The 14322-nt window shown below is 47.3% G+C and carries 10 protein-coding genes; 4 read left to right on the top strand and 6 right to left on the bottom strand.

The genetic code is table 11. From position 1 onward, the window contains the following. Window positions 1–24: 24 nt before the first annotated feature. Window positions 25–1374 carry an anti-phage deoxyguanosine triphosphatase gene (locus NE536_RS01865; RefSeq protein ID WP_261271619.1) on the top strand — a complete coding sequence of 450 codons (1350 nt, stop codon included), beginning with the start codon at window positions 25–27 and terminating at the stop codon, window positions 1372–1374. Window positions 1375–1559: 185 nt separating this feature from the next. Here NE536_RS01865 and NE536_RS01860 read toward each other — a convergent pair whose 3' ends face one another. The 4 genes from NE536_RS01860 to zwf are packed head-to-tail and all read right to left on the bottom strand — an operon-like array spanning window position 1560 to window position 6238. Next, a complete protein-coding gene (locus NE536_RS01860; RefSeq protein WP_261271618.1) occupies window positions 1560–2201 on the bottom strand; it encodes a bifunctional 4-hydroxy-2-oxoglutarate aldolase/2-dehydro-3-deoxy-phosphogluconate aldolase in 642 nt (213 codons plus the stop codon). Between the two features lie 20 nt (window positions 2202–2221). Then, a complete protein-coding gene (gene edd, locus NE536_RS01855; protein WP_261271617.1) occupies window positions 2222–4048 on the bottom strand; it encodes a phosphogluconate dehydratase in 1827 nt (608 codons plus the stop codon). Window positions 4049–4057: 9 nt separating this feature from the next. Beyond that, the gene (gene pgl, locus NE536_RS01850; RefSeq protein ID WP_261271616.1) at window positions 4058–4756 is read right to left on the bottom strand and encodes a 6-phosphogluconolactonase; all 699 of its coding nucleotides are present in this window, start codon (window positions 4754–4756) and stop codon (window positions 4058–4060) included. Between the two features lie 9 nt (window positions 4757–4765). After that, entirely contained in the window at window positions 4766–6238 is a 1473-nt protein-coding gene (gene zwf, locus NE536_RS01845; protein WP_028759998.1) for a glucose-6-phosphate dehydrogenase, read from the bottom strand. A gap of 312 nt (window positions 6239–6550) precedes the next feature. Here zwf and NE536_RS01840 point away from each other — a divergent pair, with 312 nt between their 5' ends. Together NE536_RS01840 and pyk are read left to right on the top strand one after the other, a co-directional pair. Further along, entirely contained in the window at window positions 6551–7405 is an 855-nt protein-coding gene (locus NE536_RS01840; RefSeq protein WP_106650436.1) for a MurR/RpiR family transcriptional regulator, read from the top strand. Between the two features lie 186 nt (window positions 7406–7591). Then, a complete protein-coding gene (gene pyk / locus NE536_RS01835) occupies window positions 7592–9031 on the top strand; it encodes a pyruvate kinase (RefSeq protein ID WP_261271615.1) in 1440 nt (479 codons plus the stop codon). A gap of 241 nt (window positions 9032–9272) precedes the next feature. Here the strand turns inward: pyk and NE536_RS01830 are convergent, their stop codons facing one another. Together NE536_RS01830 and psrA are read right to left on the bottom strand one after the other, a co-directional pair. Beyond that, window positions 9273–11552 carry an acyl-CoA dehydrogenase gene (locus NE536_RS01830; protein ID WP_220592919.1) on the bottom strand — a complete coding sequence of 760 codons (2280 nt, stop codon included), beginning with the start codon at window positions 11550–11552 and terminating at the stop codon, window positions 9273–9275. 16 nt (window positions 11553–11568) lie between these two features. Further along, the gene (gene psrA / locus NE536_RS01825; protein WP_106650433.1) at window positions 11569–12207 is read right to left on the bottom strand and encodes a TetR family transcriptional repressor PsrA; all 639 of its coding nucleotides are present in this window, start codon (window positions 12205–12207) and stop codon (window positions 11569–11571) included. A 220-nt stretch (window positions 12208–12427) separates the two neighbouring features. Between psrA and NE536_RS01820 the strand changes: the two genes are divergently transcribed. Continuing rightward, window positions 12428–14299 (top strand): M2 family metallopeptidase, encoded by a 1872-nt coding sequence (locus tag NE536_RS01820; RefSeq protein ID WP_261271614.1) that lies wholly within the window; start codon window positions 12428–12430, stop codon window positions 14297–14299. The last annotated feature ends 23 nt before the right edge of the window (window positions 14300–14322 follow it).

Genomic DNA, 14322 nt, shown 5'->3' with positions numbered 1-14322 from the left:
TTTCCACTCTCGCTAGGAATGCATATGACTTCAAGTGTTTGGCAAGAACGCCGCCATGGTGAAGATAAACAACGGCGTAACGATCACCGCAGCCCTTACCAAAGAGACAGGGCGCGTATTCTCCACTCGGCCGCCTTTCGCCGCCTGCAGGCCAAAACGCAAGTGCTCGGCGTTGGCATGAATGACTTCTATCGCACTCGATTAACCCACTCACTCGAAGTCTCGCAAATTGGCACTGGCATAGCCGCCCAGCTAAGACGTAAATATCCACAGCATAAGCAGCTGCTTTGCTCTATGAGCTTATTAGAATCACTGTGTTTGGCCCACGATATTGGTCATCCTCCCTTCGGCCACGGCGGTGAAGTAGCATTGAATTACATGATGCGCGACCACGGCGGTTTTGAAGGCAATGGCCAAACTTTTCGAATTCTCTCTAAGCTTGAGCCCTACACGTTAGATTTCGGGATGAACTTGTGTCGGCGTACCATGCTCGGGATTTTGAAATACCCCGCGCCGCACTCGAAGCTATTTGTCGCGGGTGAACATAATGAAATCACCAACCATAGACAGCTCAAACCGTCACAATGGCCGCCGGTTAAGGGCATTTTCGATGATGATAACGACATCTTCGCTTGGGTGCTTGAGCCGTTATCTGAGGCGGACCGCAGTCGTTTTACCTCGACGCAGCAAGGTTCACACCCCGCCCTGCACCACTATCCACATCTGCGCACTCAGTTTAAATCCTTCGATTGCTCGATAATGGAACTGGCAGATGATATCGCCTATGCAGTGCACGATCTCGAAGATGCGATTGTGATGGGCATAGTCACGGCATCGCAGTGGCATCAAGATGTGGCGCCGACACTCACAAACAGCGGCGATGCGTGGATACGACAAGAGCTTGCCGATATTGGCAATAAGCTGTTTTCCCATGAGCATCACCTACGTAAAGATGCCATAGGTACACTCGTTAATGGCTTTGTCACCGCGATTGTGATCTCAGAAGATGACGTGTTCGAAGAACCATTATTACGCTTTAATGCGACCTTAGAGCCGGAATTTGCCATTGCGCTCAATGTGCTCAAGCAACTGGTTTATAAATACGTGATCCGTAAACCTGAGATCCAAATGCTCGAATATAGAGGCCAGCAGATTGTGATGGGCTTATTCGAAGCCTTCGCTTCCGATCCCGAGCGTTTACTGCCACTGAACACCCAAGAGCGCTGGCGCGAAAGTGAGCAACAAGGCTTAAACAGTCACAGAGTATTGGCGGACTATATTTCTGGAATGACCGATGAGTTTGCGGGGCGACTGTATCAACAGCTATTTAGCCCAAAAGCCGGCTCAAATGTGGAACTGAGCAAGGAAATGTAGCCAAGCAGACATTGCGCTGCCCGACATGCTATAAAGCCAGACCGTTTGTAAATGTGCGAATTTCTATAAAAGCTAAACTTTCTATAGCGCCCGCTGTCACAGACATTCTTTATCAAAGGCGAAAGATGAAAGACAAAAAACCACCTTGCGGTGGTTTTTTATTTTGTCACTATTTCAAGCTCGATTTATAAAGCGCCAATGGCATCTTTACAAAGTTGAGTGATACGATCCCAATCGCCGTGTTCCATTGCATCCGTTGGCGCAATCCAGCTGCCGCCAATACAATCGACGTTTTGCAGCGCTAAATAATCTTTATAGCTGCTTGGCGTAATGCCACCTGTTGGGCAGAAGCGAATATCCGCAAGCGGTCCCGAGAAGGCCTTCAGCGCATCCACACCACCCGAGGCTTCAGCTGGGAAGAATTTAAAGTGGGTGTAACCGAGCGCCATACCCGTCATCACTTCTGAAATACTCGCAACACCAGGGATCAATGGTACAGGACCATGCATACCCGCTTTGAGCAGTTCAACTGTCGCGCCTGGGGTGATAATAAATTGCGCACCAGCGGCAATCGCAAGATCTAGCTGAGCTTCGTTTAAGATAGTACCCGCGCCCACTAAGGCCTCTGGCACTTCTTTGGCGATTTTAGTGATAGCTTCAAGTGCGCAAGGCGTACGCAAAGTCACTTCTAACACGCTAATGCCGCCGGCAACCAGTGCTCGCGCTAATGGCACCGCATGTTCAATCTTGTTAATCACCATAACAGGAACAATAGGGCTGCGTTTAAAAATATCTTGTGGCTGTAGTGACCAGTTATTCTCAAGCATTGCGTTATTCTTCCTTTGTATTAATAAAGTTCATCGATGGCATTAGTACAACGCGCACCAGTTTCTGGACTGCTTAGATTGGAACGTAGCGCACTAAATAACTCGCGGCCCATGCCATAACGTGAGCGATGTAAATCGACTATTCCGGCGGTTCTGGTGGCAAGTTCTACTTCAGAGACGAGCAGGCTCAGTTCGCCTGTTAACGCATCGACACGGATCAAGTCGCCATCTTTGACTTTGGCAATTAAGCCGCCATCTAAGGCTTCCGGCGTCAAATGAATGGCCGCAGGAACTTTACCCGACGCGCCAGACATACGACCATCGGTCAGCAGCGCGACTTTAAAGCCTTTGTCCTGAAGCGTGCCTAACAATGGCGTTAATTTATGCAGCTCTGGCATACCATTAGCTTTCGGGCCTTGGCCTTTAACCACAACCACACAATCTCTATCCAGAGCACCTGCTTGGAACAAGGCATCGAGTTTGTTTTGATCGTCAATGACTACCGCTGGCGCCTCAACGACACGATGTTGTTCTTGTACCGCTGATACTTTGATCACAGCGCGGCCTAAGTTACCTTTCAGTAATTTCAAACCACCGTTACCTTGGAAAGGCGATGCGACTGAAGTTAACACTTCAGTATCTAAACTTGTCGTTGGGCCATCGACCCAGCGCAGTTCACCGTCGAGCAGTTTTGGCTCTTGGGTATAACGGCGTAAACCAAAGCCCGCAACGGTATTCACATCTTCATGCAATAGACCCGCATCGAGCAATTCTTTAATCAAGTACGCCATGCCGCCTGCTGCGTGGAAATGGTTGATATCGGCGTGACCGTTTGGATACACGCGCGCCACTAATGGCACTGCATCGGATAATTCAGAAAAATCATCCCAATTCACGATAATACCAGCAGCGCGAGCCGCGGCGACGATGTGCATGGTCAAGTTAGTTGAACCGCCGGTAGCCAAGAGTGCCACTATGCCGTTCACCACAGACTTTTCGCTGACCACTTCACCGATTGGGGTATATTGGGTACCCATTTCGGTTAAACGACACACTTGCTTAGCGGCCATCTTGTTTAAGGCTTCACGCAGTGGATCATCTGGATTCACAAATGACGAGCCGGGTAACTGCAGACCCATCACTTCAAGCATCAGCTGATTCGAGTTTGCCGTGCCGTAGAAGGTACAAGTTCCCGCACTGTGGTAAGACTGGGCTTCTGCTTCAAGCAGTTGCGCGCGATCCACTTTACCTTGGGCAAATTGCTGACGAATACGGGCTTTTTCTTTGTTCGGGATACCTGATTTCATCGGTCCAGCCGGCACGAATAACATAGGTAAGTGACCAAAGCTTAAGGCGCCGATAAGCAAACCAGGAACGATTTTATCGCAAATGCCGAGCAGTAAAGCACCATCAAACATGTTGTGAGACAAGCCCACAGCCGTTGCCATAGCAATCACTTCACGACTCAGTAAGCTCAATTCCATACCGGGTTGACCTTGAGTCACACCGTCACACATGGCCGGAACACCGCCCGCCACTTGTGCAACACTGCCGACTTCCTGACAGGCTTTTTTAAGCAATTCAGGATAGCTTTCATAGGGTTGGTGCGCAGATAACATGTCGTTAAATGCCGTCACTATGCCGATGTTCGCCTTATTCAATTGACGCAATGCATTTTTGTCGTCTGGATTACAGGCGGCAAAACCATGGGCTAAGTTGCCACAGCTCAAGGAGCTACGGTGTACACCATGGTTACGGGCATCATTCAATGCGGCGAGGTAACCTTCACGTGACGCTTTGCTACGGGCAATAATTCTGTCGGTAACAGCTTGAACTACTGAGTGCATCTTGACTCCTTAAGCGCTCCAGAACACATCAACGGGCGTTTTACGCTGCGCTAATACGGCTCTGATAGGCATAGCATGGACATCATCACTTTCTAACGCTTGACGATATACGGATAATTTCTGTTCCCCGACCAAGTGCAGATAAATTTGTCTGCTGTTCAGAATCGCACTCTTAGAGAGCGTGATCCTGGCGTGGGGCGCTGTGGTGGGGTTAGTCGCCACGCACAGGGCTTGGGTTGTGAGCGCATTATCAAGCTCAGCGCTACAGGGAAACCAAGAACAAGTATGACCATCGTTACCCATACCTAATACCACCACATCAAAAGGACGAGGGAAATTAGACAAAGACTCGGCGGCCATATCGGCGCCCGCTTCTGCGGTCGAAAACATGTTTTTTAAACCGCGGAATTTGGCATTTGCCGCACGGTTTTGTAATAAATGTTCACGCACTAGACGTTCATTAGACGCATCAGCGTCGGCTTCAACCCAGCGCTCATCGGCGAGAGTGATATAAACATCACTCCAATCGATGGACTTCATGCTCAATAGTTGAAATAACTTAAGCGGCGTCGAACCACCGGAAACCACTAGGCTCGCTTTTCCGCGGGCATCGACGGCTTCCTGTAACTGGCTCACAATCTTGCTGGCCAGTTGCTGTTCTAAGGCACTTGGCGTATCGAAAGATTTGAATACGGTTTCTTTAATCATCAAAGTCTCCTACTCGTCCCACGAACGGCCATCTTTGGTGATCAAAGCAACTGACGCAACTGGACCCCAAGTACCCGCAGGATAAGGTTTTGGTTTTTCGTTGCTTTGTTCCCACGATTGGATAATACCATCCACCCAAGTCCATGCCTGCTCGACTTCGTCGCGGCGCACGAACAGCGCTTGATTACCGAGCATAGCTTCGAGTAACAGACGCTCGTAGGCATCGGCGATACGTTCATTTTTGAAGGTATCGGAGAAGCTCAAATCGAGTTTAGTGGTTTGTAAACGTTGTTTTTGCTCCAAACCTGGCACTTTGTTCATCATCTGGATTTCAACCCCTTCATGGGGTTGCAGACGAATCGTCAGCTTGTTCGGTGGCAGATTACGGTAACTTGAGCGATACAAGTTATGTGGTGGGTTTTTGAAATACACCACAATTTCAGAGCTCTTAAACGGCATACGTTTACCGCTACGTAAATAGAAAGGCACGCCCGCCCAACGCCAGTTGTCGATATCCACACGAATAGCCACAAAGGTTTCTGTGTGTGATTGAAGGTTGGCGCCTTCTTCTTCTAAATAACCCGGTACTGGGCTGCCCTTTAAGAAACCGGCACTGTACTGACCGCGCACGGTGTTTTCATACACATTGTCTGAATTAATTGGACGCAGTGATTTAAGCACTTTGACTTTTTCATCACGTATGCTGTCAGCGTCTAAGTTGACCGGTGGATCCATTGCAACCAGCGTTAACACTTGCAGCAAATGGTTTTGGATCATGTCGCGCATCTGACCCGCTTTGTCGAAGTAACCCCAACGGCCTTCGATACCCACTTCTTCTGCTACCGTAATTTGGACGTGGTCAATCGTACGGTTGTCCCACTTAGAGGCAAATAAAGAGTTGGCAAAACGCAGGGCAATCAAGTTCTGTACGGTTTCTTTGCCTAAGTAATGGTCGATACGGTAAACCTGACGTTCTTTGAAGTAAGCGGAAACTTGATCGTTGATAACGCGAGAAGAGTCTAAATCTGAACCGATTGGCTTTTCGAGCACCACGCGTGAATCTGGGTGGATAAGATCTTGTTCATGCAAACAACGGCAAATGTCGCCGAATATTGCAGGTGGCGTAGCAAAGTAACTGACCATGACACGCTCTTCTGGTTTGAGCAGATCATGGAAGGCACTGTAGCCCGCTGAATCGGTAAAGTTAGTGCCTATATAGTGGCAGCGGGACAGAAAACGTTGGAGAGTCTCTTCGCACAAAGGCTCTTTCACGAAGGTGTTTAATGCAAGCGTGACTAATTCGATAAACTCATCTTGAGTAAACTCGTCTTTCGCGACACCGATCACTTTCGTATCTTTATCGAGAAGTTCAGCTTTATCTAGCTGGTATAAAGAAGGTAACAACTTGCGTCGTGCCAAATCGCCTTTAGTACCAAAGAGTACGAAGTCACAAGCTTTGGCGCCTGATGTTGTTTTGCCCATTGCGTTACGATCTCCTTTGTATGTCGTGTCCCTTCATGTCGATGAAGAAATCCACACTTTTGTTGTAATATAACAACAGAATTTGTTAAATGCATCTATTTTTATAAATATTAACATTCTTGCTAACTAGGCACTTGCAGCATAAATCTGATATGCTTTTTGTGCTTAAATTACTGAAGCTAGTAAAGTCTTATTTCAAAATTGTACTGAAAAGTTACTACAAAAAGTCTCTTTGTGGGCCGCCGGCCTTGATCTGCCACCCACAAAACTAAAAAAATAAAATTACATTCTCAATTTAGCGGACATACGCGTATGAATACCCTAGAAAAGGTTCAAAAAAGCCTCACCCATTTTAGTAAATCAGAACGCAAAGTTGCAGAGGTGATCTTAGCATCACCACAGACAGCTATACATTCTAGCATCGCCACACTGGCTAAGATGGCAGATGTCAGTGAACCTACTGTGAATCGTTTCTGTCGCCGCTTAGATACTAAAGGCTTCCCTGATTTTAAGTTACATCTAGCGCAAAGTCTCGCTAACGGTACTCCTTATGTGAGCCGCCATGTTGAAGAAGATGACTCACCAGAATCTTACACGACAAAAATCTTCGAATCTTCAATGGCTTCGCTTGATACCGCTCGTCAAAGTCTCGATATTTCAGCCATCAATAAAGCCGTTGATATACTGACTCAAGCTAAGACGATTTCCTTTTTTGGCCTAGGAGCCTCCGCTTCTGTTGCCCATGACGCACAAAATAAATTTTTCCGCTTTAATGTGCCTGTCATCTGTTTTGACGATGTTCTAATGCAACGCATGAGCTGCATAAACAGCAATGAAGGCGATGTTGTCGTGTTGATATCCCACACTGGCCGTACTAAGTCATTGATTGAGATAGCACGTTTAGCGAGAGAAAACGGTGCAGCTGTAATTGGTATTACTGCCCGCAACTCACCGTTGTCGATGGAATGTACGCTGCCAGTGACAATGGAAGTGCCAGAAGATACCGACATGTATTTGCCTATGGCCTCGCGTTTAGCCCAATTAGTCACTATAGATGTATTGGCAACGGGTTTTACCTTACGTCGAGGTCCACGTTTCCGCGATAATTTGAAACGCGTAAAAGAAGTGTTAAAAGAGTCTCGCATCAATAAAGATCCGATACTGTAACTCACTTCCTTTTCTAAAAATGGCTAGCGTTGATCCTTTACCTAGCCATTTATCGTGCAAATATCAGCGATACCTCACAAATTTCATACATAACTTTAGATCATTTTGATTGTAACTTTACTACATAATCTGGAATTGCATGGTAATATAGGCCCAAGATTTTTTTAACTTTAACGGAGTATCCTTATGTTCCGCAGAACCAAAATCGTCACCACTCTAGGTCCCGCTACCGATCGTGATGATAATCTACGCCGCATCATCGCGGCAGGTGCAAACGTTGTACGTCTTAATTTCTCCCACGGTTCCCCTGAAGATCACTTAAAACGAGCGACTCAAGCGCGTGAAATCGCTAAAGAGTTGGGCGTTCATGTGGCTATTCTGGGTGACTTACAAGGCCCTAAAATCCGTGTTTCTACTTTCAAGGACAATAAGAAAGTACAACTGGTATTAGGTCAAGCCTATGTACTTGATGCCGAGTTAGCCAAAGGTGAAGGCGACGAGACCCAAGTGGGTATCGATTACAAGCAATTGCCAGACGATGTGACTGTTGGTGATATCCTGATGTTAGATGATGGCCGTGTTCAATTACGCGTTGAGCGTGTTGAAGGCCGAAAAGTGCATACCACAGTGACTGTGGCAGGCCCTTTATCTAACAACAAAGGTATTAACAAGCAAGGCGGCGGACTTTCTGCTGCTGCGCTAACCGAAAAAGACAAGGCTGACATTTTGACTGCGGCAATGATCCAAGTGGATTATTTAGCCGTGTCTTTCCCGCGCAGTGGTGCTGATTTAGATTACGCCCGTGATCTTGCCCGTCAAGCCGGTTGCAATGCCTTGATCGTGGCTAAAGTTGAACGCGCTGAAGCCGTTGCGACCGATGCAGCTATGGACGATGTGATCTTAGCGTCTGACGTGGTTATGGTTGCCCGTGGTGACTTAGGTGTTGAAATTGGTGATGCTGCGCTCGTTGCGGTGCAGAAGAAATTAATCGCCCGTTCACGCCAGCTGAATAAAGTCGTCATCACGGCCACTCAGATGATGGAATCGATGATTTCAAGCCCAATGCCAACCCGCGCCGAAGTAATGGACGTGGCGAACGCTGTGCTTGATGGTACCGATGCTGTGATGTTATCTGCTGAAACTGCTGCCGGTGACTTCCCAGAAGAAACCGTTAAGGCAATGGCAAACGTGTGTATTGGCGCTGAATCTCACCCAAGTGTGATTGTGTCTAAGCATAGATTAGATGTGCGTTTTACTTCAGTTGAAGAAACCATTGCACTCTCGACTATGTATGCAGCAAACCACCTTGAAGGCGTTAAGGCTATTATTGCTTTGACTGAATCAGGTGCGACACCACAGCTAATGTCTCGCATCAGTTCTTCACTGCCGATCTTAGGTTTATCACGTCACGCGACAACGCTGGCTAAAATGGCCTTGTACCGCGGCGTGTTACCCATCTACTTCGATTCAACTATCCACCCAGCCGATGAGCTAGCGCAAAAAGCGTTAGAAGCATTAACAGCGGCAGGTTATTTGAATAGCGGTGATATGGTACTAATGACCAAAGGCGATGCAATGGAAACGATTGGCGGCACTAACACCTGTAAAGTGTTAATCGTTGCTTAAGTTGCATAAGCTGCTTCTAACGACTCAAGCGTGTTAGAAAAAGCCAATAAAAAACCACCTCATGAAGGTGGTTTTTTTATATTGACTGTTATCTGTAAGTGCAGATTTCTGTTAATGCTGATTTATCGGCTCTCATTGCTGAGGGGAATCTAAGCGGCCCAAGCGGAGTAATCATCAAACTTAACACCGCTTAGACCAGACCGTACTAACATTAAAAGCTAACATCAAACACTAGCAATCATTATAACGTTTCGAAATCATTCACATTAATTGCCGCTAAGCGCAGCTTATCAGCATGCTGCAATTTTTGCTCTTCATCGGCAGTGATTACGCCAGTCTCGAGGGCTTTTGCAAACAAGACAAGATTAGGCACTTTGGCTGGCAATTCACCGGCACGCTGCGCTTTCTTCAGCTTTTTATAGATATCTTTACAGGCATATTGAGCAACAAATGCTTGCTCAACTTCTGCAATACCGCCTTTATCTCCTTCAAATTCAGGACATAAGAAGGTAATACGGTCACGAGCAGGACCAGGCTTCAACATGCCGCCGACTAAATCGGTCGCCATTTTATCGCTCGGTGCATTGAAGTGATTACCCAGCGGGAAGATTAAGCCGCGCAGTAACCATGCCACAGGACGGCTCGGGAAGTTACGAATCGTGTCTTCCAGTGCTTTCGCCGCTAAGTGCAAACGATTGGCCATAACGTAACGTACTGCTGGCAAATCGTCCTGTTGACGGCCATTGTCTTCAAACAACTTCAAGGTTGCAGAGCCTAAATACAGCTGGCTGAGTACATCGCCCATACGCGCCGACAACATTTCTTTGCGTTTTAAATCGCCGCCCATGATCAGCATAGATAAATCTGTCATTAAGGCTAACGCAGACGAAATACGCGACATATCTTTATAGTACTGCTTAGTTTCACCGCTCACTGGCGCACTGCCAAAACGGCTACCGCTTAACGCGCTAAACAGAGCACTGAACGCATTGCGTGTGGCATAACCCATGTGGCCCATTAATAGCGCATCAAAACGCTCTAAGGCTTCATGTTGGTTTTCCATCGCAGCAGCTTCCATTTCGGCAAGCACGTAAGGATGGCAGCGAGTCGCACCTTGACCAAAAATCATCAAGGAGCGGGTTAGAATATTCGCGCCTTCGACAGTGATCGAAATTGGATTCGACATATAAGGGTGGCCTAGATAGTTTTTAGGTCCTAATTGAATGCCCTTACCCGATTGAATATCCATGGCATCGTTCATCACTGAACGGCCTAACTCAGTCATGTGGAACTTAGCAATCGCAGTCACAACCGAAGGTTTCACTTTAAGATCGATACCCGTAGTCGTTAACCGACGCGCAGCTTCCAACTGATAAGTGTTGGCAATAATACGCGCAAGCGCTTCTTGCACTCCTTCAAACTGGCCAATCGCCATACCAAACTGATGACGCACGTAGCTGTAAGCCGTTGTCGTCTTTGTCGCCATGTGACCTGACGCCGTTGCCAATGCTGGCAATGAAATACCGCGGCCCGCCGACAAACACTCAACCAGCATACGCCAGCCTTTACCGGCAAATTCAGGGCCACCGATGATCCAATCCAGCGGGATAAACACTTCTTTGCCTTGAGTCGTACCGTTCATAAACGCCATGCCCAGCGGATTATGACGACGACCAATCACCACACCAGGATGATCCGTTGGGATCAACGCACAGGTAATGCCTAAGTTTTTCTTATCACCAAGCAAGCCTTCAGGATCGCGCATTTGGAACGCTAAACCCAAAACCGTCGCCACTGGCGCCAGCGTGATATAACGTTTATCCCAAGTCAGTTTTAGCCCGAGCATCTCTTCGCCATTGAAGGTATCACGGCACACAATACCCACATCGGGGATAGCGCCGGCATCACTGCCAGCTTCTGGACCGGTTAATGCAAAACAAGGGATTTCATCGCCTTTAGCTAACGCGGGTAGCCAGCGTTCTTTCTGCTCGCTCGTACCATAGTGGGTCAGCAGCTCACCCGGGCCTAAAGAGTTCGGCACCATTACTGTAACAGCAGCGCTTACGCTGCGGCTGGCTAGTTTGCTGACAATGGTCGAGTTAGCATAGGCAGAGAAAGCTTTACCACCGAATTTCTTCGGAATGATCAGGGCGAAGAAACCTTCTTTCTTGAAGTATTCCCACAACTCTGGTGGTAAATCTTTACGGTTATGCACTATGTCGAAATCATCTATCATCGTCAGTGCTGTCATCACTTGATTATCGATAAAGTCTTTTTCTTCAGCGGTCAGCGTTGGTTTGCCGTAGCTGTGCAAGGTATTCCAGTTAGGATTTCCGCGGAACAACTCCCCTTCCCACCAGACATCACCGGCTTCCATCGCTTCGCGCTCGGTATCTGAAAGTGGCGGTAAGACCTTCTTGAAAAAACTAAAAACTGGGCGGGTAATAAACTGCATCCGGATATTTTTCACCGCAAACAACACGACAATGGCTATCAGGGCAAGAATTATAATCGTCAACATTATCAAGACCTTTTAATTAAGAAGAAACGGGGACTGATACGCCAGCCGCCATGTATGGGATCACTTTACGGATAACGGCTTCGATGTCGTTATGCTCACCAAACTCAGCAGCAGCGATATCGTTTAGGGCATCGGCGGACGCCATAGTGAATACGATAGTGCCTAAGGTAAAGTGTAAACGCCAAAACATTTCAGCGGGTGGAATATGTGGCGCACTAGCCGATACAGCTTTAACAAATGCATCCAAATGTTGGCCATAATGGGTCGTGATAAACCAACGTAAATGCCCTTGGCTTTCGATATAACCGCGTCCTAAAAGCTGCAGGAAGATCGTGGTGCCTTCTGTACGTAGCGCGTTTAAATCCAATAAAGGATCGACCAGCGAAGACAAAATTTCTTCGAGTGTTGCTTGTGCTGGCGCGGTATTTAAGCGATTAATTTGGTTTGAAGCCGCAGGCATAAACACGTCTAAATAACGCGCTAATACTGCACGGATCAGCTCTTTTTTAGAACCAAAGTGATAATTGACCGATGCTAAATTCACCTCAGCCTTACTGGTGATGAGTCGCAACGAGGTCTCAGAAAAGCCCCGTTCAGCGAACAGTTTTTCTGCGGCATCAAGTATTCTAGTTTTTGTATCGGATCGACTTGCCATTCCGTGACCTTGAATTAATTTAAAACACTCGTTTAAATTAAACATTGGCACCACGGATGTCAAACTAAAATTGGACAAATTCGCCGCTTTCTAGCCTGCATTCAAGCCGTATATGGAACATCTGCGAAATAAGTGTAACTAACAAGCCCATTAACCCTTGTGCAATACACCTTAGCTTTAGGTAAACTGTGTAACACAAAAACAACAAGGACAAGTAGACATGGTTATTTCATTGAATCGTCGCAGTAAAATCGCCCTCACAGTCGCCTTAGCGCTGGGATTAACGGCCTGTAATGATGCACAAAGTAAAACAGACAAGCCCGCTAGCACTGAAGCGGCTGTCATCAATACCGCGCCAGATAAAGCACAAGCCATTGCTTTTATTAACGATGCTGAAGCCAAAATGGCTGAATTGTCGATTGAGTCTAATCGCGCCGAATGGATTTACAGCAACTTTATTACCGATGATACCGCTGCCCTGTCTGCCGCGGTCGGTGAAAAGGTCAGCGCAGCGTCGGTAAAATTTGCAACAGAGGCGGCTAAGTACGCCAATGTGCAACTCGATCCCGTTAATACCCGTAAGCTTAATATTCTACGCAGTGCGTTAGTATTGCCCGCCCCGCTCGATCCTGCGAAAAATGCCGAGCTTGCGCAAATTAGCTCAGAGTTAAATGGCTTATACGGCAAAGGAAAGTACTGTTTTGCCGACGGTAAGTGTATGACCCAGCCTGAGCTATCGAGCTTGATGGCCGAATCACGGGATCCCGCAACCTTACTAGAAGCGTGGAAAGGCTGGCGTGAAATTGCCAAACCCATGCGTCCCTTGTTTCAACGTGAAGTGGAACTGGCCAATGAAGGCGCGAAGGATCTTGGTTATGCAAACCTGTCTGAGCTATGGCGCAGTCAATATGATATGAAACCCGATGATTTTTCACAGGAACTCGATCGTCTTTGGGGCCAAGTGAAACCCCTTTATGAATCATTGCACTGTTATGTGCGCGGTGAACTCAATAAAGAATACGGCGATAGCATCGCACCGAGCACTGGACCAATTCCTGCACACTTGCTCGGTAACATGTGGGCCCAGCAATGGGGCAATGTGTATGACTTAGTCGCCCCTGACAATGCCGACCCAGGTTATGATGTCACTGAGTTACTGGCAAAAAATGGCTATGACGAGCATAAAATGGTGAAACAAGCCGAAGGCTTCTTCACGTCGCTAGGATTTGCGCCATTGCCTGAGAGTTTTTGGGCTCGTTCACTGTTTGTTCAGCCAAAGGATCGTGATGTGGTTTGCCACGCCTCGGCATGGGATCTCGATAATCTCGACGATATTCGCATAAAAATGTGTATCCAAAAGACCGCCGAAGACTTTAGCGTGATCCACCACGAACTTGGACATAACTTCTATCAACGCGCTTATAAGCAGCAACCATTCCTGTTTAAAAACAGTGCTAACGACGGTTTCCATGAAGCGATTGGTGACACGATTGCGCTGTCGATCACCCCAAGCTACTTAAAACAGATTGGTTTACTTGAAGAAGTGCCTGATGCCTCTAAGGATATTGGGCTTTTACTGAAGCAAGCTTTAGATAAAATCGCCTTCCTGCCCTTTGGCTTGATGATAGATCAGTGGCGCTGGAAAGTGTTTAGCGGCGAAATCACACCAGCGCAATATAACCAAGCTTGGTGGGATCTCAGGGAAAAATACCAAGGCATAAAAGCACCAGTTGAACGTAGTGAAGCAGATTTTGATCCGGGCGCTAAATACCATGTGCCAGGTAATGTGCCTTACACCCGTTACTTCCTCGCGCATATTCTGCAATTTCAGTTCCATCAAGCCCTGTGTGAAACTGCGGGCGATAAAGGACCGGTACATAGATGCAGTATTTATGGCAATCAAGCCGCGGGAGAGAAACTTAATAAGATGCTCGAGTTAGGCTTAAGCAAGCCATGGCCACAGGCATTGAAAGAAGTCACAGGCAAAGAAGCTATGGATGCCAAAGCTGTGCTCGATTACTTCGCGCCACTTAAAACATGGTTAGATGAGCAAAATACCGCGGCTAATCGCCAATGCGGTTGGCAATCATGAGTTAAACCATCGCCAAGTTGTAT

Origin of the sequence: Shewanella septentrionalis, assembly GCF_025370265.1 — a bacterium.
GTDB classification, from domain to species: Bacteria; Pseudomonadota; Gammaproteobacteria; order Enterobacterales; family Shewanellaceae; genus Shewanella; species Shewanella hafniensis.
The sequence above is the reverse complement of the archived record's forward strand: the minus strand, read 5'-3'. Positions and strand labels throughout refer to the sequence as shown.

Coding starts and splice junctions, on each gene's coding strand:
- NE536_RS01865 (WP_261271619.1), top strand. CDS start 25: ATGACTTCAAGTGTTTGGCAAGAACGCCGCCATGGTGAAGATAAACAA.
- NE536_RS01860 (WP_261271618.1), bottom strand. CDS start 2,201: ATGCTTGAGAATAACTGGTCACTACAGCCACAAGATATTTTTAAACGC.
- edd (WP_261271617.1), bottom strand. CDS start 4,048: ATGCACTCAGTAGTTCAAGCTGTTACCGACAGAATTATTGCCCGTAGC.
- pgl (WP_261271616.1), bottom strand. CDS start 4,756: ATGATTAAAGAAACCGTATTCAAATCTTTCGATACGCCAAGTGCCTTA.
- zwf (WP_028759998.1), bottom strand. CDS start 6,238: ATGGGCAAAACAACATCAGGCGCCAAAGCTTGTGACTTCGTACTCTTT.
- NE536_RS01840 (WP_106650436.1), top strand. CDS start 6,551: ATGAATACCCTAGAAAAGGTTCAAAAAAGCCTCACCCATTTTAGTAAA.
- pyk (WP_261271615.1), top strand. CDS start 7,592: ATGTTCCGCAGAACCAAAATCGTCACCACTCTAGGTCCCGCTACCGAT.
- NE536_RS01830 (WP_220592919.1), bottom strand. CDS start 11,552: ATGTTGACGATTATAATTCTTGCCCTGATAGCCATTGTCGTGTTGTTT.
- psrA (WP_106650433.1), bottom strand. CDS start 12,207: ATGGCAAGTCGATCCGATACAAAAACTAGAATACTTGATGCCGCAGAA.
- NE536_RS01820 (WP_261271614.1), top strand. CDS start 12,428: ATGGTTATTTCATTGAATCGTCGCAGTAAAATCGCCCTCACAGTCGCC.